The 23,927-nt window shown below is 71.0% G+C and carries 17 protein-coding genes and 3 pseudogenes; 8 read left to right on the forward strand and 12 right to left on the reverse strand.

Annotated elements, in window-relative coordinates:
- Positions 1-13: 13 nt before the first annotated feature.
- Genes Q8A52_RS05960 through Q8A52_RS05980 form a run of 5 tightly spaced genes read right to left on the reverse strand, consistent with a single transcriptional unit; the run spans position 14 to position 7,119 of the window.
- Complete coding sequence (locus Q8A52_RS05960; RefSeq protein WP_316749570.1) at positions 14-1,174, reverse strand: acyl-CoA dehydrogenase family protein; 1,161 nt, start codon at positions 1,172-1,174, stop codon at positions 14-16.
- Entirely contained in the window at positions 1,171-3,033 is a 1,863-nt protein-coding gene (locus Q8A52_RS05965; RefSeq protein ID WP_316749572.1) for an acetyl/propionyl/methylcrotonyl-CoA carboxylase subunit alpha, read from the reverse strand. The genes Q8A52_RS05960 and Q8A52_RS05965 overlap by 4 nt, the downstream gene beginning before the upstream one ends.
- 26 nt (positions 3,034-3,059) lie before the next feature.
- The gene (locus Q8A52_RS05970) at positions 3,060-4,658 is read right to left on the reverse strand and encodes an acyl-CoA carboxylase subunit beta (RefSeq protein WP_316749574.1); all 1,599 of its coding nucleotides are present in this window, start codon (positions 4,656-4,658) and stop codon (positions 3,060-3,062) included.
- Positions 4,655-6,328, reverse strand: a complete 1,674-nt coding sequence (locus Q8A52_RS05975) for an acyclic terpene utilization AtuA family protein (protein WP_316749576.1) — start codon at positions 6,326-6,328, stop codon at positions 4,655-4,657. Before Q8A52_RS05975 ends, Q8A52_RS05970 begins: the two co-directional genes overlap by 4 nt.
- Complete coding sequence (locus Q8A52_RS05980) at positions 6,325-7,119, reverse strand: TIGR03084 family metal-binding protein (protein ID WP_316749578.1); 795 nt, start codon at positions 7,117-7,119, stop codon at positions 6,325-6,327. Before Q8A52_RS05980 ends, Q8A52_RS05975 begins: the two co-directional genes overlap by 4 nt.
- A 112-nt stretch (positions 7,120-7,231) precedes the next feature.
- On the opposite strand from Q8A52_RS05980, the pseudogene Q8A52_RS05985 reads away from it, so the two are divergent.
- From Q8A52_RS05985 to Q8A52_RS05995, 3 genes and pseudogenes are all read left to right on the forward strand, one after another.
- Positions 7,232-7,992 (forward strand): annotated as a pseudogene (locus Q8A52_RS05985) (helix-turn-helix domain-containing protein).
- Positions 7,952-8,145: pseudogene (locus tag Q8A52_RS05990) on the forward strand (DUF397 domain-containing protein). Before Q8A52_RS05985 ends, Q8A52_RS05990 begins: the two co-directional pseudogenes overlap by 41 nt.
- Before the next feature lie 1,588 nt (positions 8,146-9,733).
- Complete coding sequence (locus Q8A52_RS05995; RefSeq protein ID WP_316749580.1) at positions 9,734-10,504, forward strand: SDR family oxidoreductase; 771 nt, start codon at positions 9,734-9,736, stop codon at positions 10,502-10,504.
- Positions 10,505-10,627: 123 nt separating this feature from the next.
- Here the strand turns inward: Q8A52_RS05995 and Q8A52_RS06000 are convergent, their stop codons facing one another.
- The 5 genes and pseudogenes from Q8A52_RS06000 to Q8A52_RS06020 all read right to left on the reverse strand — a co-directional run bounded on the left by Q8A52_RS06000 (position 10,628) and on the right by Q8A52_RS06020 (position 17,270).
- Positions 10,628-11,584 (reverse strand): EamA family transporter, encoded by a 957-nt coding sequence (locus tag Q8A52_RS06000; protein ID WP_316749582.1) that lies wholly within the window; start codon positions 11,582-11,584, stop codon positions 10,628-10,630.
- A 119-nt stretch (positions 11,585-11,703) separates the two neighbouring features.
- The gene (locus Q8A52_RS06005) at positions 11,704-13,704 is read right to left on the reverse strand and encodes an ABC transporter ATP-binding protein (protein ID WP_316749584.1); all 2,001 of its coding nucleotides are present in this window, start codon (positions 13,702-13,704) and stop codon (positions 11,704-11,706) included.
- A 110-nt stretch (positions 13,705-13,814) separates the two neighbouring features.
- Positions 13,815-13,943, reverse strand: coding sequence for a hypothetical protein (locus tag Q8A52_RS06010; protein WP_316749586.1), 129 nt, complete (start codon positions 13,941-13,943; stop codon positions 13,815-13,817).
- Positions 13,944-14,110: 167 nt separating this feature from the next.
- Positions 14,111-14,281: pseudogene (locus tag Q8A52_RS06015) on the reverse strand (peptidoglycan bridge formation glycyltransferase FemA/FemB family protein); the annotation flags it as partial.
- A gap of 22 nt (positions 14,282-14,303) precedes the next feature.
- The gene (locus tag Q8A52_RS06020; protein ID WP_316749588.1) at positions 14,304-17,270 is read right to left on the reverse strand and encodes an FAD-binding and (Fe-S)-binding domain-containing protein; all 2,967 of its coding nucleotides are present in this window, start codon (positions 17,268-17,270) and stop codon (positions 14,304-14,306) included.
- 142 nt (positions 17,271-17,412) lie between these two features.
- On the opposite strand from Q8A52_RS06020, the gene serC reads away from it, so the two are divergent.
- Together serC and Q8A52_RS06030 are read left to right on the forward strand one after the other, a co-directional pair.
- Complete coding sequence (gene serC / locus Q8A52_RS06025) at positions 17,413-18,531, forward strand: phosphoserine transaminase (RefSeq protein WP_316749589.1); 1,119 nt, start codon at positions 17,413-17,415, stop codon at positions 18,529-18,531.
- A gap of 323 nt (positions 18,532-18,854) precedes the next feature.
- On the forward strand, positions 18,855-19,562 hold the full coding sequence (locus Q8A52_RS06030; RefSeq protein WP_316749591.1) for a hypothetical protein: 708 nt from the start codon (positions 18,855-18,857) through the stop codon (positions 19,560-19,562).
- 72 nt (positions 19,563-19,634) lie between these two features.
- On the opposite strand, the gene Q8A52_RS06035 is transcribed toward Q8A52_RS06030, so the two are convergent.
- Positions 19,635-20,621, reverse strand: a complete 987-nt coding sequence (locus Q8A52_RS06035) for a WD40 repeat domain-containing protein (RefSeq protein WP_316749593.1) — start codon at positions 20,619-20,621, stop codon at positions 19,635-19,637.
- Between the two features lie 110 nt (positions 20,622-20,731).
- On the opposite strand from Q8A52_RS06035, the gene Q8A52_RS06040 reads away from it, so the two are divergent.
- A complete protein-coding gene (locus Q8A52_RS06040) occupies positions 20,732-21,415 on the forward strand; it encodes an SGNH/GDSL hydrolase family protein (RefSeq protein WP_316749596.1) in 684 nt (227 codons plus the stop codon).
- An 88-nt stretch (positions 21,416-21,503) separates the two neighbouring features.
- Positions 21,504-22,091: a Uma2 family endonuclease gene (locus tag Q8A52_RS06045; RefSeq protein ID WP_316749598.1), complete on the forward strand. Its 588-nt coding sequence runs from the start codon at positions 21,504-21,506 to the stop codon at positions 22,089-22,091.
- Positions 22,092-22,107: 16 nt separating this feature from the next.
- On the opposite strand, the gene Q8A52_RS06050 is transcribed toward Q8A52_RS06045, so the two are convergent.
- Entirely contained in the window at positions 22,108-22,716 is a 609-nt protein-coding gene (locus Q8A52_RS06050; RefSeq protein WP_316749600.1) for a hypothetical protein, read from the reverse strand.
- Between the two features lie 175 nt (positions 22,717-22,891).
- Between Q8A52_RS06050 and Q8A52_RS06055 the strand changes: the two genes are divergently transcribed.
- Positions 22,892-23,884 (forward strand): aldo/keto reductase, encoded by a 993-nt coding sequence (locus Q8A52_RS06055; protein WP_316749602.1) that lies wholly within the window; start codon positions 22,892-22,894, stop codon positions 23,882-23,884.
- The last annotated feature ends 43 nt before the right edge of the window (positions 23,885-23,927 follow it).

The following is a 23,927-nucleotide window of genomic DNA, read 5'->3' on the forward strand; positions in this document are numbered from 1 at the left end:
GCGCCGGTACGGCCTAGTACGACTTGGGCAGGCCGAGGGACTGGTGGGAAACGTAGTTGAGAATCATCTCCCGGCTCACCGGTGCTATACGAGCCACGCGCGCCGCCGTTATCAACGAGGCGAGCCCGAATTCGCGCGTGAGCCCGTTGCCGCCGAGCGTGTGCACGGCCTGGTCCACGGCCTTCACACAGGCCTCTCCGGCCGCGTACTTGGCCATGTTGGCGGACTCGCCCGCGCCGATGTCGTCCCCGGCGTCGTAGAGGTGGGCGCCCTTCTGCATCATCAGGCGGGCCAGTTCGAGGTCGATGTGCGCCTGTGCGAGGGGGTGGGCGATGGCCTGGTGGGCGCCGATCGGGGTCTTCCAGACCGTGCGGTCGCGGGCGTACTCGATCGCCTTGGACAGGGCGTAGCGCCCCATGCCGATCGCGAACGCGGCGGTCATGATCCGCTCGGGGTTGAGCCCGGCGAAGAGCTGGAGCAGCCCCGCGTCCTCGTCGCCGACGAGCGCGTCGGCGGGCAGCCGTACGTCGTCGAGGACCAGTTCGAACTGCTTCTCCGCGCCGTGCAGTTCCATGTCGATCTGCCGCCGCTGGAAGCCTTCGGCGTCGCGCGGGACGATGAACAGGCAGGGCTTGAGGTTGCCGGTGCGGGCGTCCTCGGTGCGGCCGACGATCAGGACGGCGTCAGCGTGGTCGACGCCGGAGATGAACACCTTGCGGCCGGTCAGCAGCCAGTCGGCGCCGTCCCTGCGTGCCGTCGTGGTGATGCGGTGCGAGTTGGAGCCGGCGTCGGGCTCGGTGATGCCGAAAGCCATCAGGCGGGTGCCGTCGGCCAGTCCGGGGAGCCAGGCGCGCTTCTGCTCCTCGGTGCCGAAGCGGGCGATGACGGTGCCGCAGATGGCGGGCGAGACGACGAGCATGAGGAGGGGGCAGCCGGCGGCGCCCAGTTCCTCGAGGACGATGGAGAGCTCGGCGATGCCGCCGCCTCCGCCTCCGTACTCCTCGGGGAGGTTCACGCCGAGGTAGCCGAGCTTGGCCGCTTCCGCCCACAGCTCGGTGGGCTGGGCGCCTTCGGCGACGACACGGGCGAGGTATTCACGGCCGTAGCGCTTGCCGAGGGCGGCGACGGCGGATCGTAGGGCCTTGTGTTCCTCGGTTTCCAAAGTGGCGCTCACTGGTCCTGAACCTCCTTCTGTACTTCCTCTACGACTGCGAGCAGGGCACCGACCTCGACCTGCTGACCCGGGGTGGCATGCAGGGCGCTGAGCGTGCCGGAGGCCGGTGCGGTGATCTGGTGCTGCATCTTCATCGCCTCCAGCCAGATGAGGGGCGCTCCGGCGCTCACGGCGGCCCCCACGGCCAGGCCGTCGGCGATGCGGACGACCGTGCCGGGCATGGGGGCGAGCAGGGAGCCGGGGGCGTGGTGTGCGGTCGGGTCGGGGAAGCGGGGCAGGGCGGTGAGGGCGGTGGCGTTGACGTAGACCTGGTCGCCGTGCCGGGCCACGTCGAACTTCCGCCGTACGCCGTCCACTTCGAGCACGACGAGACGCGCGTCCGCGTGCACGACCCGGACGCCGTCCGCGACGAGACCGTCCCTGGTGTGCCGGTAGTTGGCCTCGTGCTCCTCGCCCGCCATGAGGTAGCGCTTGGTCTGCGGCTGGGAGGACAGGTTGCGCCAGCCGCCGAAGCGGGAGCGGCCGTGGGCGTCGGCGAGGGCCGCGGCGAGGGGCGCGTACGGGTCGGGGGAGGGCTCGGTCAGGTCGGCGAGGTGGCGGTCGTAGAAGCCGGTGTCCATGCGGGCCGCCGTGAACTCCGGGTGGCGCAGGGAGCGGACCAGCAGCTCGCGGTTGGTGACGGGACCGTGGATCCGCGCCCGCTCCAGGGCGCCGGAGAGCCTGCGGAGGGCCTCCGCGCGCGTGGGGGCGTGGGCGACGGTCTTGGCGAGCATCGGGTCGTAGTGGACGCCGATGTCGTCGCCGTCGGTGTAGCCGGTGTCGAGACGGACGCCGTCCGGTACGGCGAGGCCGTGCAGCGTGCCGGTCTGCGGGGCCCAGTCGCGGGACGGGTCCTCGGCGTAGAGGCGGGCCTCGATCGCGTGGCCGCGCGCGCTCGGGGGGTCGGCGGCGAGGGCGTGGCCCTCGGCGATCCGGATCTGCTCGGCGACCAGGTCGAGGCCGAACACGGCCTCCGTGACGGGGTGTTCGACCTGGAGGCGGGTGTTCATCTCCAGGAAGTGGGCCCTGCCGTCGGCGACGAGGAACTCGACCGTGCCGGCGCCCACGTAGTCGACCGAGCGGGCGGCGCGAGCGGCCATCTCGTACAGCTCGGCGGTGAGTTCGGGATTCAAACCCGGCGCCGGGGCCTCCTCGATCACCTTCTGGTGGCGTCGCTGGAGGGAGCAGTCGCGGGTGCCGAGCGTCCAGACCGTCCCGTGGGTGTCGGCGAGGACCTGCACCTCGACGTGGCGGCCGCGCTCCACATAGGGCTCGACGAAGACCTCGCCGTCCCCGAAGGCGCTCGCGGCCTCGGCGCGTGCGCTCTCCAGCGCACCGGCGAGCCCCTCCAGGCTGCGTACGATCCGCATCCCGCGCCCGCCGCCGCCCGCGGCCGCCTTCACCAGCACCGGCAGATCGGCCGCGGTGACCTCGCGCAGCGGCTCGATCCCCATCAGCTCCTTGGCGCGCGTCTTGGACGCCATCGCCTCGATCGCCTCCGGGGACGGACCGATCCAGACCAGGCCCGCGCCGAGGACGGCGCGCGCGAAGTCGGGGTTCTCGGAGAGGAAGCCGTAACCGGGGTGCACGGCGTCCGCGCCGGCCGCGACGGCCGCCTTCACGATCAGGTCGCCGCGCAGATACGTCTCGGCGGGCGTCGCACCCGGCAGCCGTACCGCCGTGTCGGCCACGCGCGCGTGCAGGGCGTGCTCGTCGGCGTCCGAGTGCACGGCGACCGTCCGGATTCCCAACTCAGCACAGGTGCGGAAGATCCTGCAGGCGATCTCGCCCCGGTTGGCGACGAGCACAGAAGTGATCACTGAAGTCTCTGAAGTCACTGGGACCCTCACATCCGGAAGACGCCGAAGCCGCCGCGCGCGCCCTCGTAGGACGCGGTGTGGATGGCGGACAGGCACAGGCCGAGGACGGTGCGGGTGTCGCGCGGGTCGATGACGCCGTCGTCGTACAGCCGCCCGGACAGGAACATCGGCAGCGACTCGGACTCGATCTGCTGCTCCACCATGGCGCGCAGGGCCGCGTCGGCGTCCTCGTCGTACGGCTGCCCCTTGGCCACCGCCGACTGCCGGGCGACGATCGACAGCACGCCGGCGAGCTGCTGCGGGCCCATGACGGCGGACTTGGCGCTCGGCCAGGCGAACAGGAAGCGCGGGTCGTAGGCCCGTCCGCACATGCCGTAGTGCCCGGCGCCGTAGGAGGCGCCCATGAGCACGGAGAGGTGCGGCACGCGCGAGTTGGAGACCGCGTTGATCATCATGGCGCCGTGCTTGATGATCCCGCCCTGCTCATACTCCCGGCCGACCATGTAGCCGGTGGTGTTGTGCAGGAAGAGCAGCGGGATGTCGCGCTGGTTGGCGAGCTGGATGAACTGGGCGGCCTTCTGCGACTCCTCGCTGAAGAGGACACCCTGCGCGTTGGCGAGGATGCCGACCGGATAGCCGTGCAGGGACGCCCACCCCGTGGTGAGGCTCGTCCCGTACAGCGGCTTGAACTCGTCGAAGTCGGACGCGTCGACGACACGGGCGATGACTTCGCGCGGGTCGAAGGGGGTCTTCAGGTCGCCGGGGACGATGCCCAGGAGCTCCTCCGGGTCGTACTTGGGAGGGGCTGCCGGGCCCGGATCGTCGTACGTCTTGCGGTGGTTGAGGCGGGCGACCACGCGCCGCGCCTGCCGCAGCGCGTCCTGCTCGTCCACGGCGAAGTAGTCCGCGAGCCCGGACACGCGCGCGTGCATCTCCGCGCCGCCCAGGGACTCGTCGTCGCTCTCCTCGCCGGTCGCCATCTTCACCAGCGGCGGCCCGCCCAGGAACACCTTCGCGCGCTCCTTGACCATGATCACGTGGTCGGACATGCCGGGGACGTAGGCGCCGCCGGCGGTGGAGTTGCCGAAGACGACGGCGACGGTGGGGATCCCGGCGGCGGACAGCCGGGTGAGGTCCCGGAAGATCGCGCCTCCGGGGATGAAGATCTCCTTCTGGGAGGGCAGGTCGGCGCCCCCGGACTCGACCAGGCTGATGCAGGGCAGCCGGTTGGCGAGCGCGATGTCGTTGGCCCGCAGGGCTTTCTTCAGGCTCCAGGGATTGCTGGCGCCGCCGCGCACGGTCGGGTCGTTGGCGGTGATCAGGCACTCGACGCCCTCGACCACCCCGATACCGGTGACGAGGGAGGCGCCGACGGCGTAGTCGCTGCCCCAGGCGGCCAGCGGCGACAGCTCCAGGAACGGTGTGTCCGGATCCAGGAGCAGCTCGATGCGCTCGCGCGCGAGCAGCTTGCCGCGCCCCCGGTGCCGCTGGACGTACTTCTCCCCGCCGCCCGCGAGCGCCTTGGCGTGCTCGGCGTCGAGGTCGGCGAGCTTGGCGAGCATGGCCTCGCGGTTCGCCCGGTAGTCCTGGCCGTTGCTGTCCAGGGCGGAGGAGAGGACGGTCACAGGAGGACCTCCGGGATGTCCAGATGACGGGAGCGCAGCCATTCGCCGAGGGCCTTGGCCTGCGGGTCGAAACGGTGCTGGGCGGCGACGCCCTCGCCGAGGATTCCCTCGACGACGAAGTTCAGGGCGCGGAGGTTGGGCAGGAGATGGCGGACCACGGTCAGCTCACGGCTCTCGGGGATCAACTCCCGGAACCGCTCGGCCGTCAGCTCGTGGGTGAGCCACCGCCAGGCCTCGTCGGAGCGCACCCAGACCCCCACGTTGGCGTTCCCGCCCTTGTCACCGCTGCGGGCGCCGGCGATCAGACCGAGAGGGGCACGGCGCGTGGGCCCCGAGGGCAGGGGATCCGGGAGGGACGGCTGCGGTACATCACTGAGTACGGCGGTGTCGTGGGGCGCAGCCACATGGACGCGCCTCCCATTATCGAGGACCGCGACATGGTCGACAGCCCCATGGGGGACGTACACGCTCTCGAAGACCCCATAAGGCGCACCCTTCCCTGGTGGCGCGACCACATGGAACCCGGGGTAACTGGCCAGCGCCAGCTCGATCGCGGCCCCGCTCAGCGCACGCCCGACGACCCCTTGATCGGCGTCTCGTACGACGAGCCGCAGCAGCGCGCTCGCGGTCTCCTCGGTGTCCGCGTCGCCCCGGTCGGTCCGGACGAACTCCCACCGGGAGTCGGCAGGAGGCGACTTGGCCAGCGCGTCGGACATCTGCTCGCGCACGAGCGCGGCCTTGGCCTCGATGTCGAGCCCGGTCAGCACGAAGACGACCTCGTTGCGGAAGCCGCCGAGCCGGTTGAGCCCGACCTTGAGCGTGGGCGGCGGAGCCTCCCCGCGGACCCCGTCGACACGCACCCGGTCGGGGCCGTCCTGGGTGAGCCGCACGGTGTCGAGGCGGGCGGTCACATCGGGCCCGGCGTACCGGGCGCCGCCCGTCTCGTACAGCAGCTGAGCGGTGACCGTGCCCACGTCCACGAACCCGCCCGTGCCGCGGTGCTTGGTGATGACGCAGCTGCCGTCCTCGTGGATCTCGGCGAGCGGGAAGCCGGGCCGCCGTACGTCGCCGTCCCCGAAGAAGGCGTAGTTGCCGCCGGTGGCCTGCGTTCCGCACTCCAGGACGTGCCCCGCGACGACGGCGCCCGCGAGCCGGTCGTACTCCCCCGGCCGCCAGCCGAAGTGGGCGGCGGCGGGCCCGGTGACGAGGGCCGCGTCGGTCACCCGCCCGGTGACCACGATGTCGGCGCCCTCGCGCAGGCAGTCGGCGATACCGAAGCCGCCGAGGTAGGCATGGGCGGCGAGACCATGGGGGTGGGCGGAGGTGAGGTCGTCGCCCTCGACGTGGGCGACTCGCACGGGAATACCGAGCCGGTCGGCCAGTTGCCGTACGGCCTCGGCAAGGCCGGCCGGATTCAGACCGCCGGCGTTCGTCACAATCTTGACGGACCGCTCGTGCGCCAGCCCGAGGCACTCCTCCAGCTGCCGCAGGAAGGTGCGGGCGTAACCGGCGGCGGGGTCCTTCAGCCGGTCCCGCCCCAGGATCAGCATGGTCAGCTCGGCGAGGTAGTCGCCGGTCAGGACATCCAGTTCACCGCCGGTGAGCATCTCGCGCATGGCGTCGAACCGGTCGCCGTAGAAGCCGGAGGCGTTGCCGATGCGCAGCGTCACTCCGTGTCCCCCTTCGGGGGACGTCCACCGCCGGGCGGGCCCGCGAAGGCCTGGGCGATGTCGAGCCAGCGGTCGGCGTCCGGCCCTTCGGCGCGTACGGCGAGGTCGGCGCGGTGGGCGCGCTGGGTGACCAGGAGACAGAAGTCGAGGGCGGGGCCGGTGACGCGCTGGGTGGCGTCCTCAGGGCCGTGGCCCCATACCTCACCGGAGGGGCCGAGGATCTCCACGCGGAACTCCTCGGCGGGTGCGGGCAGCCCATGGGCTCCGAAGGCGAAGTCCCGTGCGCGCACACCGATGCGGACCACATGCTTCAGCCGGTCGGTGGGGGTGCGGACCACACCCAGGGTGTCGGCGACATCCTGGCCGTGGGCCCAGGTCTCCATGAGCCGGCCGGTGGCCATGGAGGCGGCGGACATGGGTGGCCCGTACCAGGGGAATCGGGCACCGGGCCGGGACTCGCGCAGGGCCCGGTCGAGCGCGGCGCGCCCCTCGCGCCACGTCGACAGCAGTACCTCGGGCGGGAGTTGGGCGCCGGCCTCGGCACCTTCGTCCACGAACGTCTCGGGTGCCGCGAGGGCCTTCTCGACCAGGCCGTGGAAGGCGTCGGCGTCCGTGACGGCGAGGAGGGCGGAGCGGTCGGTCCAGGCGAGGTGGGCGATCTGGTGGGCGACGGTCCACTTGGGCGCGGGAGTCGGGAGCGCCCATTGTGCCGGGCTCAACTCGGCCACGAGCCGGTCGAGTTCTTCGCATTCGTCACGCAGATCGTCGAACACGGGCGTCGGATCGGACATGGGGGGAGCATGGCAGCGCCACCGGAAACAATCAAGCGTGCTTGCATGAATTTGTCTTTCCATAACCCGTCACTCGGTTACAGGTGCATCGCTACTCTCGGTGACGGTTGCCATGCGAAGCCGCGAACTCGACCCGAGTGAGCCCCGGGCGCCTGCGTCGCCGCTGGACTACTACGGGTATGAGCTGCGGCGGGCCCTGGAGGGGGCGGGGCTGACGTTGGCGCAGCTGGGGTCGGTTGTCTTCTGTACCGGGTCGCTGATAGGGCAGATCGAGACGGCGGCGAAGGTTCCGCAGCGGGACTTTTCGGAGCGGTTGGATGCGGCGCTGGGGACGGATGGGTTGTTCTCGCGGCTGGCGGGGCTGGTTTTGCGGAGCCAGTTGCCCAGTTGGTTTCAGCCGTTCGCCCAGTTGGAGGCGAAGGCGACGTATATCTCCACATATCAGTGTGAGCTGGTGTACGGGCCTGCTCCAAACGGAGGCGTACGCGCGAGCGGTGCTCAGCGTCGTGCAGGCGGAACGGCTCGACGAGATGGTGGCGGCGCGACTGGAACGCCAGCGCATGCTCAGGCGGGAGCAACCGAAACCATGGGGGGAACTCCAGGTACTGCCGTTCTCGGCGGGCCAGCACACAGGATTGATGGGCTCGTTCACGCTCCTGCGCTTCGACGATCACCCCCGACCTCTACTACAGCGCGAGCTACGACGCGGGCCACATGACGGCCAATCCGCAGCTGATCAGGGGGCGTTCAGTCGGTTACGCTCGCTTGCAGGGCGAAGCCCTTTCCCCGAGGGAGTCGGCTGCCCTGATCGCTCGCGTGGTGGAGGAACGCCATGGGGAGCAAGCCGGACCTGACGCGCGCGCAGTGGCGTAAGTCGTCGTACAGCGGCAGCAGCGGCGGCGAATGCGTCGGGGTCGCCGACCTCACCCCCAGATAGCCGTCCGCGACTCCAAGGACCCCGTCGGCCCTCACGTGACCTTCTCCGCCACCGCCTGGGCCGACTTCGTCACGTACGCCACGAAGTGACCGTGGGGGCCGCCCGCTTCTTTGCCAGTGTCGTGCTTCCACGCCCCGAGTAAAGGGCGCTCCCTCCGGTCGCGTCGGCTTCGCCGATGCCCCTTCGGGGCACCCTTGACTAGGGGCGTTCCAGCACGGGTGAGAAGCGAGCGAGCGGCCCGGAAAGACGGGTGGCCGAGCGGGGTCCGCGGGCAACCGTCGGCTGCATCCCGGACCGGGGTTTGCGGACGCGGTCGCGCCTCGCCTGCACGCCCGGTGGGCTTGGCGGCGAACGGCCGGTGATGGGTGGCCGGGGCGCGGGGGCTGGGTGGCGGCACGCCGGGTGGGCTTAGCGGCTTGCGGCCGGTGGGCGGTGGGGACGCGGGGGCTGGGTGGCGGCACGCCGGGTGGGCTTAGCGGCTCACGGCCGGTGGATAGGGCGCGGTCGCACCTCGCCTGCACGCCCGGTGGGCTTAGCGGCGAGCGGCCGGTGGGTGGAGGCGCGGCGGCTGGGTGGCGGCACGCCGAGTGGGCTTAGCGGCTCACGGCCGGTGGATGGGGCGCGGTCGCACCTCGCCTGCACGCCCGGTGGGCTTAGCGGCGAGCGGCCGGTGGGTGGAGGCGCGGCGGCTGGGTGGCGGCACGCCGAGTGGGCTTAGCGGCTCACGGCCGGTGGATGGGGCGCGGTCGCACCTCGCCTGCACGCCCGGTGGGCTTAGCGGCGAGCGGCCGGTGGGTGGAGACGCGCGGCGGCTGGGGACCGCACCGGGTCAGCTCGGCGGCACACTGCCGGTGGGGCGAAGCACAGCAACAGGGGAACCCAGCCCCGGCCGAGGTCAGCCGCCGACGGCTTGGTGTGCCCCCTCCCCGACGCCGGATGAGCCCAATGTGACGAGGGAGGCTCAAGCCGCAGCCCATGCTGGGCTATTGGCACTTTTGGGTCACCGTGGGGACATGGGACCTCCGGACTTGCAACCGGACGGTGGCCCAAACATTCCAGTCACTGCCAGGCAGCCCCCACCGTGCCCCCACCCAGGCCCCACCAAGGTTTCGCTCCGGCCCCGCTGCCGATCCACCACCCACCGGCCGCAAGCCGCCAAGCCCACCCGACGTGCCATCACCCAGCCCGTGCGTGCCCCGCCACCCACCACCCGCAAGCCGCCAAGCCCACCCGACGTGCCATCACCCAGCCCGTGCGTGCCCCGCCACCCACCACCCGCAAGCCGCCAAGCCCACCCGGCGTGCCGCCACCCAGCCCCCGCGCCCCACCGCCCACCGGCCGTTCGCCGCTAAGCCCGCCCGGCGTGCTGGCGAGGCGCGACCGCGCCCCCACCACCCCGGACGCGAACGCAGCCCACCCAAGGGATGGTGCCCCAAGCCGGCCACTTTCCCCCGGCCGCCCGCTCGCTTCTCACCCGTGCTGGAGCGGCCCGAGTCAAGGGTCGGCCGCAGGCCGATCGCCGAAGGCGACGCGGAGCGACAGCGGAGCGCCCTTTACTCGGGGCGTGGAAGCACGACACTGACAAAGAAGCGGGCGGCCCCCGTCACATCCCCTCGCCCTCATCCGTCAGACCGGTGACGACGCAATCGCGGGACGGAAACCGAGGGAGAGATGGACATGAGCGAGGCCAAGAAGATCGCGGTGGCCGGGGCGACCGGGCGGCTCGGGCGGCATGTGGTGGACGTGCTGACGGAGCGCGGTCACCGGGTCGTGTCGATGTCCCGGGCCACCGGGGTCGACATCGTGACCGGGGAGGGGCTGGCCGAGGCGCTGGAGGGTGTGGACGTCGTGATCGACGCGGCCAGCACGCCCTCGCCGGACCAGCAGGTGGCGACGGAGTTCTTCACGGCGGCGGCCCGCAATCTGCACGAGGCCGGGCAGAAGGCAGGGGTCGGCCGGATGGTCGTCGTGTCGATCATCGGCATCGACGGGTCCGTCGCCGGCTACAACGCTGCCAAGCTGGAGCACGAGCGCGCGGTGCTGGCCGGGCCGGTGCCGGTGCGGGTGTTGCGGGCGGCGCAGTTCAACGAGTTCGTGGAGCAGCTGACGCAGTGGGGGCGGCAGGGCGACACGGTGTACGTCCCGAAGATGCGGACGCAGTTGGTCGCGGCTCGGACCGTCGCGGAAGCGCTGGTGGACCTGGCGGAGGCCGACGCGGCGCCGGGGGCGCGGGCACCGTTCCCGCAAGTGGCCGGGCCGCGCGAGGAGAGCCTGGAGGAGGCCGCCCGACTGCTGATGTCCCACCGGGACCCGTCGGCGAAGGTGGTGGCCGTGAGCGACCCGGCCAACCCGGAGCGGGACCTGTTCGAGAACGGGGGGCTGCTGCCGGGAGCGGGGGCGCGGCTGGCGGGGCCGACGTTCGAAGAGTGGGTCGGCGCGGGCTTCTGAGGCGGAGGCCTCAGAACGAGGTGCAGCGGCCGTCAGGGCGGAGGGCCGGGCCGGCCAGTGCGCCAGGGGTTCAAGGCACAAGCCCGACTCCGGTCCCCACGCACCCGGCCATGCCACAAGCCGTCAGGAAGCGCCCCTCGGGGCCGTCGTCTTCCCCCGGCCCACCTGTGTGCGTACCGCTCCCATGCTTGCCCCGATGACCAGGGCGATCGCGGCCGCCTGGGTGGGCGCCAGGGTCTGGTCCAGGATGAGGAAGCCCGCTGTCGCCGCGATGGCCGGTTCCAGGCTCATGAGGATGGCGAACGTGGAGGCGGGCAGACGGCGCAGGGCGAGGAGTTCGAGGGTGTAGGGGAGGACCGAGGAGAGGACCGCCACCGCTGAACCCAGGGCCAGCGTGGTCGGGTTCAGCAGCTTGGAGCCCGATTCGACGATCCCCAGCGGAAGGAACAGCAGCGCCGCCACCGCCATGGCCAGCGCCAGGCCGTCGGCCTGCGGGAAGCGGCGGCCCGTGCGGGCGCTGAAGACGATGTACGCCGCCCACATCGCGCCCGCCCCGAGCGCGAAGGCGACGCCCACCGGGTCGAGATCGCTGAAGCCCCCGCCGCCGAGGAGGAAGACGCCGGCGAGGGCGAGGCCCGCCCAGAGCGCGTTGATCGCGCGGCGGGAGGCCAGGACCGAGAGGGCCAGGGGGCCAAGTACCTCCAGGGTCACGGCGGGGCCGAGCGGGATGCGGGCGACGGACTCGTAGAAGAGGCCGTTCATCGCACCCATGGTGACGCCGAAGACGATCACCGTCCCCCAGTCGGTGCGCGAGTGGCCGTGCAGCCGGGGGCGGCAGACCAGCATGAGGATCACCGCGGCGGCGAGCAGGCGCAGGGTGACCACCCCGAGCGCGCCGGCCCGGGGCATCAGCGTCACGGCGAGGGCTCCGCCGAACTGGACCGAGATCCCGCCGGCCAGTACCAGCCCGACCGGCCCGAGCGAGCCGAACCGGCGGGGTGCGCCACCAGCGGGTATGGGCGCGTGGTCCGTCACGGAGATGGGTGAGGACGACGGGGTGGCGGCGCTTGAGGTGCTCACGGGCGGTCCTGGGGGCTGGCTCGAGTCAGGATGTGTTCATCGCGATGTACTTCCGAGTCCAGGGTAATAGACTTCGTCAGGAGTGTGAACCGCTTATGTAACTGTCCTGGATGCTGAGATCAGCTGCCCGGCCAGGGGTCCGCGTCACGGAACAGCGGGCGGCCGTCCGGGAGGGTGGTGGGGACGGTCCCCTGGGCCTCGTAGGGAGGCCGGAGCCAGACCGCGGCGCCTGCGTACGGGTCGTATCCGTTGTCGTACGCGTATGTGTACTCGTGCGCGGGTACGGGCGCTTCCTCCACGAACAGCGGCATGCGCAGTTCCGCCGTGTCCATCGCCGCGTTGTTCTGCGAGCGGTGCAGCCGGGAGTACGCACCGCCCCGCGCCAGCAGCTCCTCGTGCCGGCCCGTCTCCACGATGCGGCCGCGGTCGACGACCAGGATGCGGTCGGCGTCGGGAGCGAGGTTGAGGTCGTGGGTGATCATGATGGTCGTACGACCCGTCGTCAGGCGGCGCAACGGCTTCACCACCCGGCGTGCGGCCATTGCGTCCAGGCCCGTCGTCGGCTCGTCCAGGACCAGGACCGGTGCGTCGCGCAGGATCGCGCGGGCGATGGCGAGGCGCTGGAGCTGGCCGCCGGACAGGCGGGCCGAGTGGGGGTCGACCCTGGTGTCGTAGCCGTCGGGGAGCCGGACGATGAAGTCGTGCGCGTCGGCCGCCTTCGCCGCCTCGACGATCGCCTGCTCGCTGGCGCCGGGGCGGCCGCAGGCGATGTTCGCGCGGACGGTGTCGTGCAGGACGAGGGTCTCCTGCGGGAGCAGGGTGATGTACTCGCGCAGCCGGGCCAGCGGGAAGTCCGGCAGCGGTACGCCGTCCAGGAGGATCTGGCCCGTGTCGGGGTCGTAGAAGCGCAGGAGGAGTTTCGACACCGTCGACTTGCCCGCGCCGCTCGGGCCGGTGATGATCACCAGCTCGCCCGGGCTGACCGTGAAGGAGAGGCCTTGCAGGGCCGTTCCGTCGGCGCCGGGGTAGCTGAAGCCGACGTCCCGGACCTGCACCGTGCCGTCGGGGCGGCCGGTCTCCACGCCCCGCCGGGGATCGGTGACCGACGGTTTCACGTCCAGGATCTCGATGAGCCGTTCCGCGCCCGCCGTGGCCGCCGTGACCGTGAGACCGAGCTGGGCCAGGCCCCGGACGGGCGGGTAGAGGTAGCCGAGGAAGGCGGCGAAGGCGAGCAGCTGGCCGAGCGTCATCCGGCCGGTGGAGATCTCCCAGGCGCCGATGCCGATCACCGCCAGGACGCAGACCGTCTCTATGACCTGGACCAACTGCTCGTAGGCCTCGTTGAGGCGGGTGGAGCGGACCGAGGCGCGGAACCAGGCGTTCGCCTCCTCGCTCAGCCGCCGCCGCTCCGCGCCGCGGCGGTCGTAGGCCTGCGTCAGCACGATGTTGCCGAGGGACTCCTCGACGACGGAGGTGATCGCGCCGTCGGCGACCCGGCCCGCGCGCGAGACGTCCTTGATGGAGCCGGAGAAGCGGCGGGCCGCCAGCCAGAACAGCGGGGCCAGGACGAAGGTGGCGGCGGCCAGGTCCCAGCGCAGCCAGAACGCGGCGGCCGCGTAGAAGAGGGCGGAGAAGGCGGCCGAGGCTGCGCCGACGAGACCGGACACGACCATCGTCTCGATCGCCTCGACGTCGCTGGTCAGCCGGGAGAGCAGATCGCCCTGCCGGTGGCGCTGGAAGAAGTGCGGGGGCAGCTGCTGCACATGGTCGAAGACGTGCTCGCGCAGCCGCATCACGAAGCGCTCCGTCACCCAGGCGGCGAGGGAGTTGCCCGCGTACGCGACGGCCGCGCCGACCGCGGCGATGCCCAGCCACTTCACGGCCGGACTCCAGAACGCGCTGAGCGAGCCCTTCTGCAGGGCGTGGTCGGTGAGGTCGCTGAAGAGCAGGATGGCCTCGGTCTCGGCGAGCGCCGCGAGTACCGTGCACACCCAGACGATCAGCAGCCACCGGCGCAGTCCTCTGGTCAGCGGCCAGAAACGGCGAAAGGCGGTACGGGCGGGGATGGTCGGAGTGTCCTCGTATTCGAGTTCCTCACTCCCACTGCCATCCTTGTCCATTTCACATTCCCTCCGCTTTCCGTCGCCGAGATTCATGGCTATTTGAATTCAGGAACGCGCGAAGGGGGCCGACGGTGCACCATCGGCCCCCTCATTCGCTCAGCGCCGGATCAGCCGTCCTGGCCGGGCAGCGGCTTGGGAAGCGGCTTGTGCGCGCGCCTCTTCGGCTTCGGCGGCGGCGGAGGGAGCTGCTTCGACTTGGGCTTGGGGGGCAGCGGGGCAAGCTTCTTGAAGCTCATTCCGACTCCTAGTGTTTCGCGGTTCAGTGATTCGAGAATTCCGCGTCCGGCTCCCGATGACGAAGAAGCTACACGGCTTGCATGTGCTGTGACGGCAAAAATGGCAAAGGAGCGCTGTGAATACCCTGGGAAAAGCTGGGTGTTGGTTTGGCAGGCTGAGTGTTTCCTCAGCGGCGGGCCATGTAGACGTCCAGTGCCTTGTGCAACAGCCGCTTCAGCGGGAAGTCCCACTCCCCCAGGTACTCGACGGCCTCGCCGCCCGCACCCGCCTTGAAGCGGAGCAGGCCGAGCAGATGGTTGGACTCCTCGAGGGTGTCGGTGATGCCCCGGAAGTCGTAGGGCTGGTATTCCGAGTCGTACTCAACTCCCCCTCGCCTCCAGTGCATCCGCCAGCACCTCCGCCAGGTGCCGCCCGCGCACCCCGGCCAGCTGCTCCAGCTGTGTGCGGCAGGAGAAGCCGTCCGCCAGGATCACCGTCCCCTCGGGCGCCGCTCGCACCGAGGGCAGCAGTTGTTCCTCGGCGCAGGTCTTCGACACCTCGAAGTGGCCCTTCTCGAAGCCGAAGTTGCCCGCGAGGCCGCAGCAGCCGCCGCTCGGTTCGCCGGTGAGGCCCGCCGCCTCGCGCAGCCTGCGGTCGGGGGCGTCACCCAGGACCGCGTGCTGATGGCAGTGGGTCTGGCCGGCCACGGGGCGGTCCACCGGCGGCGGCGTCCATTCGGGCGCGTACCGCTCGAGGGCCTCCGCGAAGGTGACGACCACCGACGCCAGGCGTGCCGCGCGCGGGTCGTCGTGCAGCAGCTCGGGCAGGTCCGTACGGAGGGCAGCCGCACAGCTGGGCTCCAGGACGACGACCGGCGGTGTGTCGCCGCCCGGTTCCGGCAGCAGATACGGCTCCATCAGGTCGAGCGTGCGGCGCAGCACCGCGCGGCCACGGTCCAGTTGGCCCGTGGAGACGTACGTCAGACCGCAGCAGACGCGCATACGGCGGCCCGGCGCCCACAGGTTGATGCCGACCCCCTCCGCATCGCCCCGCGCCGACCGCCGCACCCTCATCCGTCGCGTCGGCGGGAGCATCACGACCAGTCCCGCCGCCTCCAGGACGCGTACGGCCGCCTTTCCCACCGACGGCGAGAAGTGCTCCGTGAAGGTGTCCGGCCACAGCAGGACGGTGGTCCGGGGCGCCTCGGCAGGCTCGCCCGTCCACCCCGCGGCGGCCCGCCCTCGCAGCTGCGCCCCGAACCGCCGCACCCACCACCGGCTGAACGTCTCCCCCGCCACCCGCGGAATCTCCCGCTCCGGCGCGATCCCGCCCAGCCGCTTCGCCGCCCGCGCCAACGGCCGCACGGAGGCGAGCGCGTTGAGTACCGGCGCGGTGCGCGTGCGGGCCACCCAGCGCAGCCACAGCGGCAGCCACCCCATCGTGTAGTGGGCGGCCGGCCGCCGCCGCCCTTCGTAGTGGTGGTGCAGGAACTCCGCCTTGTACGTGGCCATGTCGACCTCGACCGGGCAGTCGGAGCGGCAGCCCTTGCAGGACAGGCACAGGTCCAGCGCGTCCCGGACCTCGGTCGAGCGCCAGCCGTCCGTCACCAGCTCGCCCGCGAGCATCTCGTGCAGCAGCCGGGCCCGCCCGCGCGTGGAGTGCGCCTCCTCGCCGGTCGCCCGGAAGGACGGGCACATGACGGCGGAGCCGGCCGCCGTGGTCGTACGGCACTTGGCGACCCCGACGCACCGGCGCACCGCCGCCGAGAAGTCACCGCCGTCCGCCGGGTAGCCGAAGGCCACGTCGACCGGGCGGCGCGGCAGCACCGAGAAGCGCAGGTTGGCGTCCAGCGGGGCGGGGCGGACCAGCATCCCGGGGTTGAGCAGGTCGTCCGGGTCCCACACGCCCTTGGCGCGCTCGAAGAGGGCGACCGTCTCCGCGCCGTACATCCTCGGCAGCAGCTCCGCGCGGGCCTGCCCGTCCCCGTGCTCCCCGGACAGCGAACCGCCGTGGGCCACGACAAGGTCGGCCAGTTCCCCGGAGAAGCGCCGGAAGCGGCCGACGCCGGCCTCGGTCATCAGGTCGAAGTCGATGCGGACATGGATGCAGCCGTCCCCGAAGTGCCCGTACGGCGTGCCGCGCAGCCCGTGCGCGGACAGCAGCCCGCGGAAGTCCCGCAGATACGCGCCGAGCCGCGCGGGTGGCACCGCGCAGTCCTCCCAGCCCGGCCAGGCCTCCGCCCCGTCCGGCATACGGGTCGCCGTGCCGCTCGCGTCCTCCCGGATGCGCCACAGGGCCCGCTGGGCGGCGTCCTCCGTGACCACCATGGAGTCCATGACGTCGGCGGCGCGGACGATCGCCTCCGCATGCGCGCGTGCCTCCCCCGGCGACTTTCCGCCCGTCTCCACGAACAGCCAGGCGCCGCCCCCGGGCAGCCCGGCCGCGGACGGCACCAGGTCGGCCGCCATGCCCTCGACCGTGAGCGGGCCTCCCCCACTCTCGGCTTCGCTCGAGCGGGGGGACCCCCATGGCAGCAGCCCTGCCGCGGCCTCGGCGGCCGCGCTCTCGTCGGCGTACCCCAGTACGGCCAGGGCACGCGCGCGGGGCGCCTCGACGAGTCGTACGACCGCCTCCGTGAGGATGCCCAGGGTGCCCTCCGAGCCGCAGAAGGAACGGGCGACGTCGGCGCCCTTCTCGGGCAGCAGTGCGTCCAGCGCGTACCCGGAGATGCGGCGGGGCAGGTCCGGGAAGCCCGTGCGCAGCCGGGCCAGTTCGCCCTCCACCAGGGCGCGCAGGCCCTGCGGCGCCCCGGCCCAGTCCTGCCCCAGCCGCAGCCGCTCCCCGCGCGCGGTGACCACGGCCAGCTCCCGCACGCTGTCCGCGGTCGTCCCCCAGGCCACCGAGTGGGAGCCGCACGAGTTGTTGCCGATCATCCCGCCGAGCGTGCACCGGCTGTGCGTCGCCGGGTCCGGGCCGAAGCGCAGACCGTGCGGGGCGGCGGCCTCCTGGAGCCGGTCGAGGACGAGGCCCGGCTGCACGACGGCCGTGCGCGCCTCGGGGTCCACCGAAAGCACCCGGTTCATGTGCCGGGTGAAGTCCAGGACCACGCCCGTGCCCGTCGCCTGTCCCGCGATCGAGGTGCCGCCGCCGCGCGCGACCACCGGCACCCCGTGTGTCCGGCACACCTCGAGGACCGCCGCCACGTCGTCAACATCGCGTGGTGCCACCACCCCCAGCGGGACACGCCGGTAGTTCGAAGCGTCCATGGTGACCAGCGCCCGGGACGTGATGTCGAAACCCACCTCGCCCCGGACGGCTCCCCGCAGCTCCGCCGCCAGATCAGTCATGCGTCCAGGATGCATCCGACCACTGACAGTGACGGACCCGCCGTGACGTCGTAGCTCTTCACAAGTCCACGGGCCGGGTGAGGTCGTCTCATCGAACGGACACGTTTCCGCACCGTTTCACCGAAGGGATACCCTCCGGCTCGTGGCTGAGATCCAGATTCCCTCTGACATCAAGCCCGCGGACGGACGTTTCGGCGCGGGTCCCTCCAAGGTGCGGACGGAGGCGCTGGACGCCCTCGCCGCCACCGGTACGTCCCTCCTCGGCACCTCCCACCGCCAGGCTCCGGTCAAGAACCTGGTCGGCAAGGTCCGCGAGGGCATCTCCGAGCTGTTCTCCCTGCCCGAGGGCTATGAGGTCGTCCTGGGCAACGGCGGGTCCACCGCGTTCTGGGACATCGCGACCCACGGCCTGATCGAGAACAAGTCGCAGCACCTCACCTTCGGCGAGTTCTCCTCCAAGTTCGCCAAGGCCGCCAAGCTCGCCCCGTGGCTCGCCGAGCCGACCGTGCTCTCCTCCGACCCGGGCACCCACCCGGAGCCGCAGGCCGAGGCGGGCGTCGACGTCTACGCCTTCACCCACAACGAGACCTCCACCGGTGTCGCCGCCCCGATCAAGCGGGTCGCGGGCGCCGACGAGGGTGCCCTCGTCCTGGTCGACGCCACCTCCGGCGCCGGCGGCCTCCCGGTCGACGTCGCCGAGACCGACGTCTACTACTTCGCCCCGCAGAAGTCCTTCGCCTCCGACGGCGGCCTGTGGATCGGCGTCTTCTCCCCGGCCGCGATCGAGCGCGCCGAGCGCATCCACGCGTCCGGCCGGCACGTCCCGGAGTTCTTCAGCCTGCCGACGGCGATCGACAACTCCCGCAAGAACCAGACGTACAACACCCCGGCCCTCGCCACCCTCTTCCTGCTGAACCAGCAGCTGGAGTGGATCAACGGCCAGGGCGGCCTCGCCTGGTCCACGGCCCGCACCAAGGACTCCTCGACCCGCCTGTACGGCTGGGCGGAGGAGTCCAAGTACGCCACCCCGTTCGTCGCCGACCCGGCCAAGCGCTCCCAGGTCATCGGCACGATCGACTTCGCGGACGAGATCGACGCGGCGGCCGTGGCCAAGGTGCTGCGCGCCAACGGCATCGTCGACACCGAGCCCTACCGCAAGCTCGGCCGCAACCAGCTGCGCATCGCGATGTTCCCGGCCGTCGACCCGGCCGACGTCGAGGCACTGACGAAGTGCGTCGACTACGTGATCGAGAAGCTGTAGCCGTTCCTCGTACGACGCGAAGGGCGCCCGGCATGTGCCGGGCGCCCTTCGCGTGTCCGGAGGTCATCACGTCGGAGGTCAACACCCCGGAGAGCAACACCCTGGAGATCAAGATTCTGTTTTCTGTCGATATTTTGCGACAATTACGGGATTAGACCATGAACCGCACTTACATATCGTGTAACCGTCGTCTCCTCCCCCCTCTTGCTGGCCGCCGAAGCGCGCAAACCCCCACGCGATGACGCCCGGGCGCCGCAACGGCCAGGAGCGGCATGCGACTCCTTTCTTCCGGTTTCACGGCCACCATTTCGAGGAGCTCTTCCATGCCAGCCGTGCACGTGAGCCACCGCCGCTCTCTCCTGACCGCCTCGGTACTCGTGGGCGCCCTTGGCGCCACCGCCCTTCTGCCGGTGGCGACCGCCTCGGCCGCCCCCGCCACCAACCCGGCCGCCCGCTACGCGGGCAAGTCCGTCGCCATCGGCCAGGACATGGTGGCCGTCCTGCGCAACAACCCAGACGCCGGCGGCCCCGAAGCGTGGATTCGTACCGTGCAGCCGACCTGGCGGCAGGGCGACGCCTACATGTACCGCGTCCTGGACAAGCTCGACCGCTCCCACGGGACGGCCAAGCAGCGCGGTCTCTCCCTGAGCCTGGTGGGTGTCAAGGGCTCCGCCCCCGCGCTCACGGTGACCAGCGCCGGAACCGGAACGCACACCTACCCGCTCCCGAAGGTCGGCACCCCCGACGCACGGGGCTGCACCATCATCGAGGAGAACTTCATCGGGGCCGGGACCGTCGCCGTGCTGAGCAACGGCCCCAAGGGACCGTCGGCCTTCTTCAAGGACGCCGGTGACGGCACGCGCGTCGGCGGTGTCGTCAACCGAGCGCACCCCGCGCTACCGAAGAGCGCCGGCTTCGTCGCCCGCATCATCGACCCTTACGGAAAGGCCCCCAAGCTCCTCACCAACATGGAGGGCGGCGGCCACCCCGCGGGCACGACGGCCTTCCCGGCCCCCGGGTGTGCGAAGTGACGTGTCAGGACCGGGAGTCGGGGCCCGGGGCGGCGGTATCCCGAGCTACGTGCAGGCGTACCGCCCGCCCCCTCAGCCGCGTCGCCGCAGCCGTCGGAGGCCGAACACGGCGGCCGCGGCCACGGCCACGGCAATGGCTCCGACCTTGACGCCGTCGCCCGCAGCACCGCCACCGCTCCCGGCAGCCGCGGAACTCCCCCCTCCGGAAGGGGACTTGCCGGCCCCGGCCCCGCCGTCGCCCGGTACGCTCTCCGCCTCCACCGCGCTGTCCGCGCCCTCGCTGCCGTACATGAGCCTGGTGCCGTCGGCGGAGTAGGTGATCGACTCGCCCTGCCCCTGAAGAGGCACGTCCAGCCGTCCCTTCCGCTCGATCCTCCCGCCGTTCCAGTCGTAGTAGATGCCGCCGAAGTAGCCGCGCACGGCGAGCTGTTTGCCGTCGGGCGAGAAGGCGGCGTCCGTGGCCCAGAGGTCGACGGGGGCGACGGGCCTGAAGATGTTGGCGCCTGAGGACGACAGCTGGGCCGGGCCCTCGTACAGGTGCCCGCCGTTCTCCTTCTTGTCGATGATGTACACACGGCCGGTCTTCGGATGGACGACGAGCGACTCGGCGTTCCGCGCCCCGTTGGAGTACTTCACGACGTACTGCGTGGCCTTGATCGTCTGGTTCTTGAGCACCTTGGGCTCGGGCAGCCGGTAGATCCAGATGTAGGGCCAGCTGCCATCGAGGTTGTCGCCGATGTCGCCGACGTAGATCTGGTTGCCGGGCCCGATGGAGATGGCCTCCACGTCGCGCGGCGAACCGATGCCGCTGAGTGTGACGGTGGCGACGGTCTTGCCGGTGCTGCTGTCCACGGCGTAGATGTACGGCCCGTCGTCGCTGTCGTTGTGCGTCCAGTAGATGCCGGGGTGCAGGTGCGAGGCGGCGAGACCGCTGGACTCGGTGATCCGCGAGTCCTTGATCGTGAACCCTTCGTCACCGGCACCGCCTGCGGCGGAGGCGGGCAGGGCGAGGGCGCCCGTGAGCAGGACCCCGGCGAGGAGGGCGAAGGATCGACGCATGCCCCCAAGCCTGCCATCCCACCGGCGCGTTCACGGCCGCGGCAGGCGCCCGACGGCCACGTGGTGGGCCTCACACCCCACCCGCCCCCCTGATCGTCCATCATGAGCGGATGCTCAGGTTCATGCCCGTCGGTGACTCCATGACGATCGGAAGCGCGGGCGAACACACGTGGCGCTACCGGCTGTGGCAGCACCTGTGCGCGACGTACGGCGGCCCGTTCACGCTGGTCGGCCCGCGCGAGACGCTCTACGACAAGGCGACGGACGCCCCCACGTCGTACTACTACGCCGACCCCGGCTTCCCCCGCGCCCATCTGGCCGGCTGGGGCGAGGGCTGGCAGCACATGGCTCCGCTGATCGGCGAAGCGGTGAAGAAGTGCCGGGCGGACGTCCTGCTGGTCTCCCTGGGCCTGATCGACCTGGGCTTCTACACGAACGCGGAGCAGACGGCGGACAACGTACGGGCCTTCGTCGCGGCCGCCCGCGAGGCGAACCCGCGTGTCCGTATGGTCGTGCTCCCGGTGATCCCGAACGTCCGCGCCGCGGCCGACGCGCCCTTCGCCGAGCAGGTGGACCGGTTCAACGTCCTGCTCGCGAAGGCGGCCGCCGACCTGGACGAGCCCCGGTCGCCGATCCTGCTGGCGTCGCCGCCGGAGTCGTACGACATCCATGCCGACACCTACGACGGCACGCACCCCAACGAGAGCGGGGAGCACCGGATCGCGGAGGCGTTCGCGGGGGCGATGTGGGAGGCGTGGGGGGTCGGACAGCCGTACGTGGCTGGAACAAGCTGACTTGATCCCGGCGTCTCCTTGTCACTGTGCGTATCGTTGAACCGCGCGGCTGCACTCGTCGACGGAGCAGCCGGGGAGGAGCGCCACGATGACCGTCCTTGAAGACAGGATCGCGATGGCCGAGAGCGACAGCGAGAGCACGCTGGACGAGATGTTCGAGCGGCTCGAGAAGATGCCCGTCCCCGAGGGATACAAGGTCGAGATCGTCGAGGGGACCGTCTACATGACGCCGCAGCGGGACACCCACTGGGAAATCATCGCCGACCTCTACGAGCAGTTGCGAACCAAGTACCCCCGGAAACGGGTGAAGTCCGACGTCCGGATCGACTACCCGGGCCATCTCAACGGTTTCGCCACCGACGTGACGGTGATGGTCGAGAGCGCCGAGAAGACGGAAGCCGGCCACTGGCGCCACGAGGACGTCGAGTTCGTCGCCGAGGTCATCTCCAAGGGCACCGCGGCCAACGACTACGGCCCCAAGAAGACCGCCTACGCCACAGCGGAGGTTCCGGTCTATGTCATCGCCGATCCGTACCAGCGCCGGTGCCACATCTACACCCAGCCCAAGGAAGGCGACTACGAGATCGAGACCACGGTTCCCTTCGGCAGCGACCTGGACCTCACCAACACGGTCGTCGGGCTCACCCTCAGAACGGACGAGTTCCCGCGGGACTGATCGCCGTCGGGGGCGTTCAGGAGGCCTCGGTGTCGGCGGGGGCCGGCATGCGGAGGCTGTCGAGGAGTTGCCGGTACGTCGGGGTCATCGACGCCGCCTGCTTCTTGGAGCTGATGCTCAGCAGCTGCACGTAGTGGCTGCCGTCGTCGATGAAGCGTGTGGAGCCGACGGTTCCGTCCTTGGCGGTGAGCCGCGCGTCGAGAGTACGGCGGCCGTTCACGTCGCTCTCCTTGGTGACTGTGCTGGTGAGCACGTCACTGGGGGATTGGGAGTACTGGTTGTAGCCGCCGAGGAAGGCCCGAAGGTTGTCCTTGAGGTCCTTCGCACCGTGGACGTCGAAGACCGCGAAGCCGGTGATCTGGTCGTCGTTGCCCGCCATGTAGATCCGACCGTCCATGCCGTCCTTGGCCTCGGTGTACTTCTTGACCTCGGGTTTTCCGGGCAGCTCGACCTTGATGCCGCTCGGGGCGTCGGTGACCTCCACCCAGTGATCGGCAGTGCCCGCGCTGGTGGGCGGCGGTGCCTCCGTGGCGGCGAACGCGCTGCCGGGCAGCAGCACGCCTCCGGTCACGACGACCGAAGCGGCAAGCAGCGCATGGCGGTGGAATCGAGTACGAAGAGTCATGGGAATGCACGTCCTGCAGTGGTGGGGTCGGGGGAAGAGAGGCCGAACGGCCTTGTGTCCATTAGGCCGGGAGCCGCCTGCCGGGTCATGCCACTGCATGGCGTGGCACGGGAACTCGGGACTTGACACCGAGCCGCTTGCATAGAGCGCACTCCAAGTCGTTGGCTTGTGGACCATGAAGTACACGCAGCTAGGACGCACGGGACTCAAGGTCGGCCGACTCGTCCTCGGCACCATGAACTTCGGCCCGCAGACCGATGAAGCCGACAGTCACGCGATCATGGACGCGGCGCTGGACGCGGGCATCAACTTCTTCGACACCGCCAATGTGTACGGCTGGGGCGAGAACAAGGGCCGTACCGAGAAGATCATCGGGAACTGGTTCGCCAAGGGCGGCGAGCGGCGCGACAAGGTCGTGCTGGCGACCAAGGTGTACGCCAACATGGCCGCCGACGGCGAGCCGTGGCCCAACCACGACAAACTCTCCGCCCTCAACATCCGGCGAGCGGTGGACGCCAGCCTGAAGCGGCTGCAGACCGACCACATCGACCTGTACCAGTTCCATCACGTCGACCGCAGCACCCCCTTCGAGGAGATCTGGCAGGCCATCGACGTCCTGGTCCAGCAGGGGAAGATCCTTTACGCCGGCTCCAGCAACTTCCCCGGCTACAAGATCGCCCAGGCCAATGAGATCGCCGCCCGGCGCGGCGGGACCATCGGGCTCGTGAGCGAGCAGTGCCTGTACAACCTCGCCGAGCGCCGCGCCGAGATGGAGGTCATTCCGGCCGCGCAGGAGTACGGCCTCGGGGTCATCCCCTGGTCGCCGCTGCACGGCGGACTGCTGGGCGGCGTGATCAAGAAGGAGGCGCAGGGCGGACGGCGCACCTCCGGCCGGGCCGCCGACTCGCTCGCCAACACGGCCGTCCGCGGGCAGGTCCAGGCGTACGAGGATCTGCTCGACAAGCACGGGGTGGAGCCGGGTGAGGCGGCGCTGGCCTGGCTGCTGACCCGGCCCGGGGTGACCGGCCCGATCGTGGGGCCGCGCACCGCCGAGCAGCTGGAGTCGGCCCTCAGGGCCGTGGAGCTGGAACTGCCGGAGGAACTGCTGGCGGGGCTGGACGAGATCTTCCCGGGTCCGGGGCCGTCCCCCGAGGCCTTCGCCTGGTAGCCGCGGCGGGTGGCATGGCGAAGCGGCGGCGGTCTACTTTCCG

This window comes from Streptomyces herbicida (genome assembly GCF_032656585.1).
In the GTDB taxonomy this organism is placed as follows: domain Bacteria; phylum Actinomycetota; class Actinomycetes; order Streptomycetales; family Streptomycetaceae; genus Streptomyces; species Streptomyces herbicida.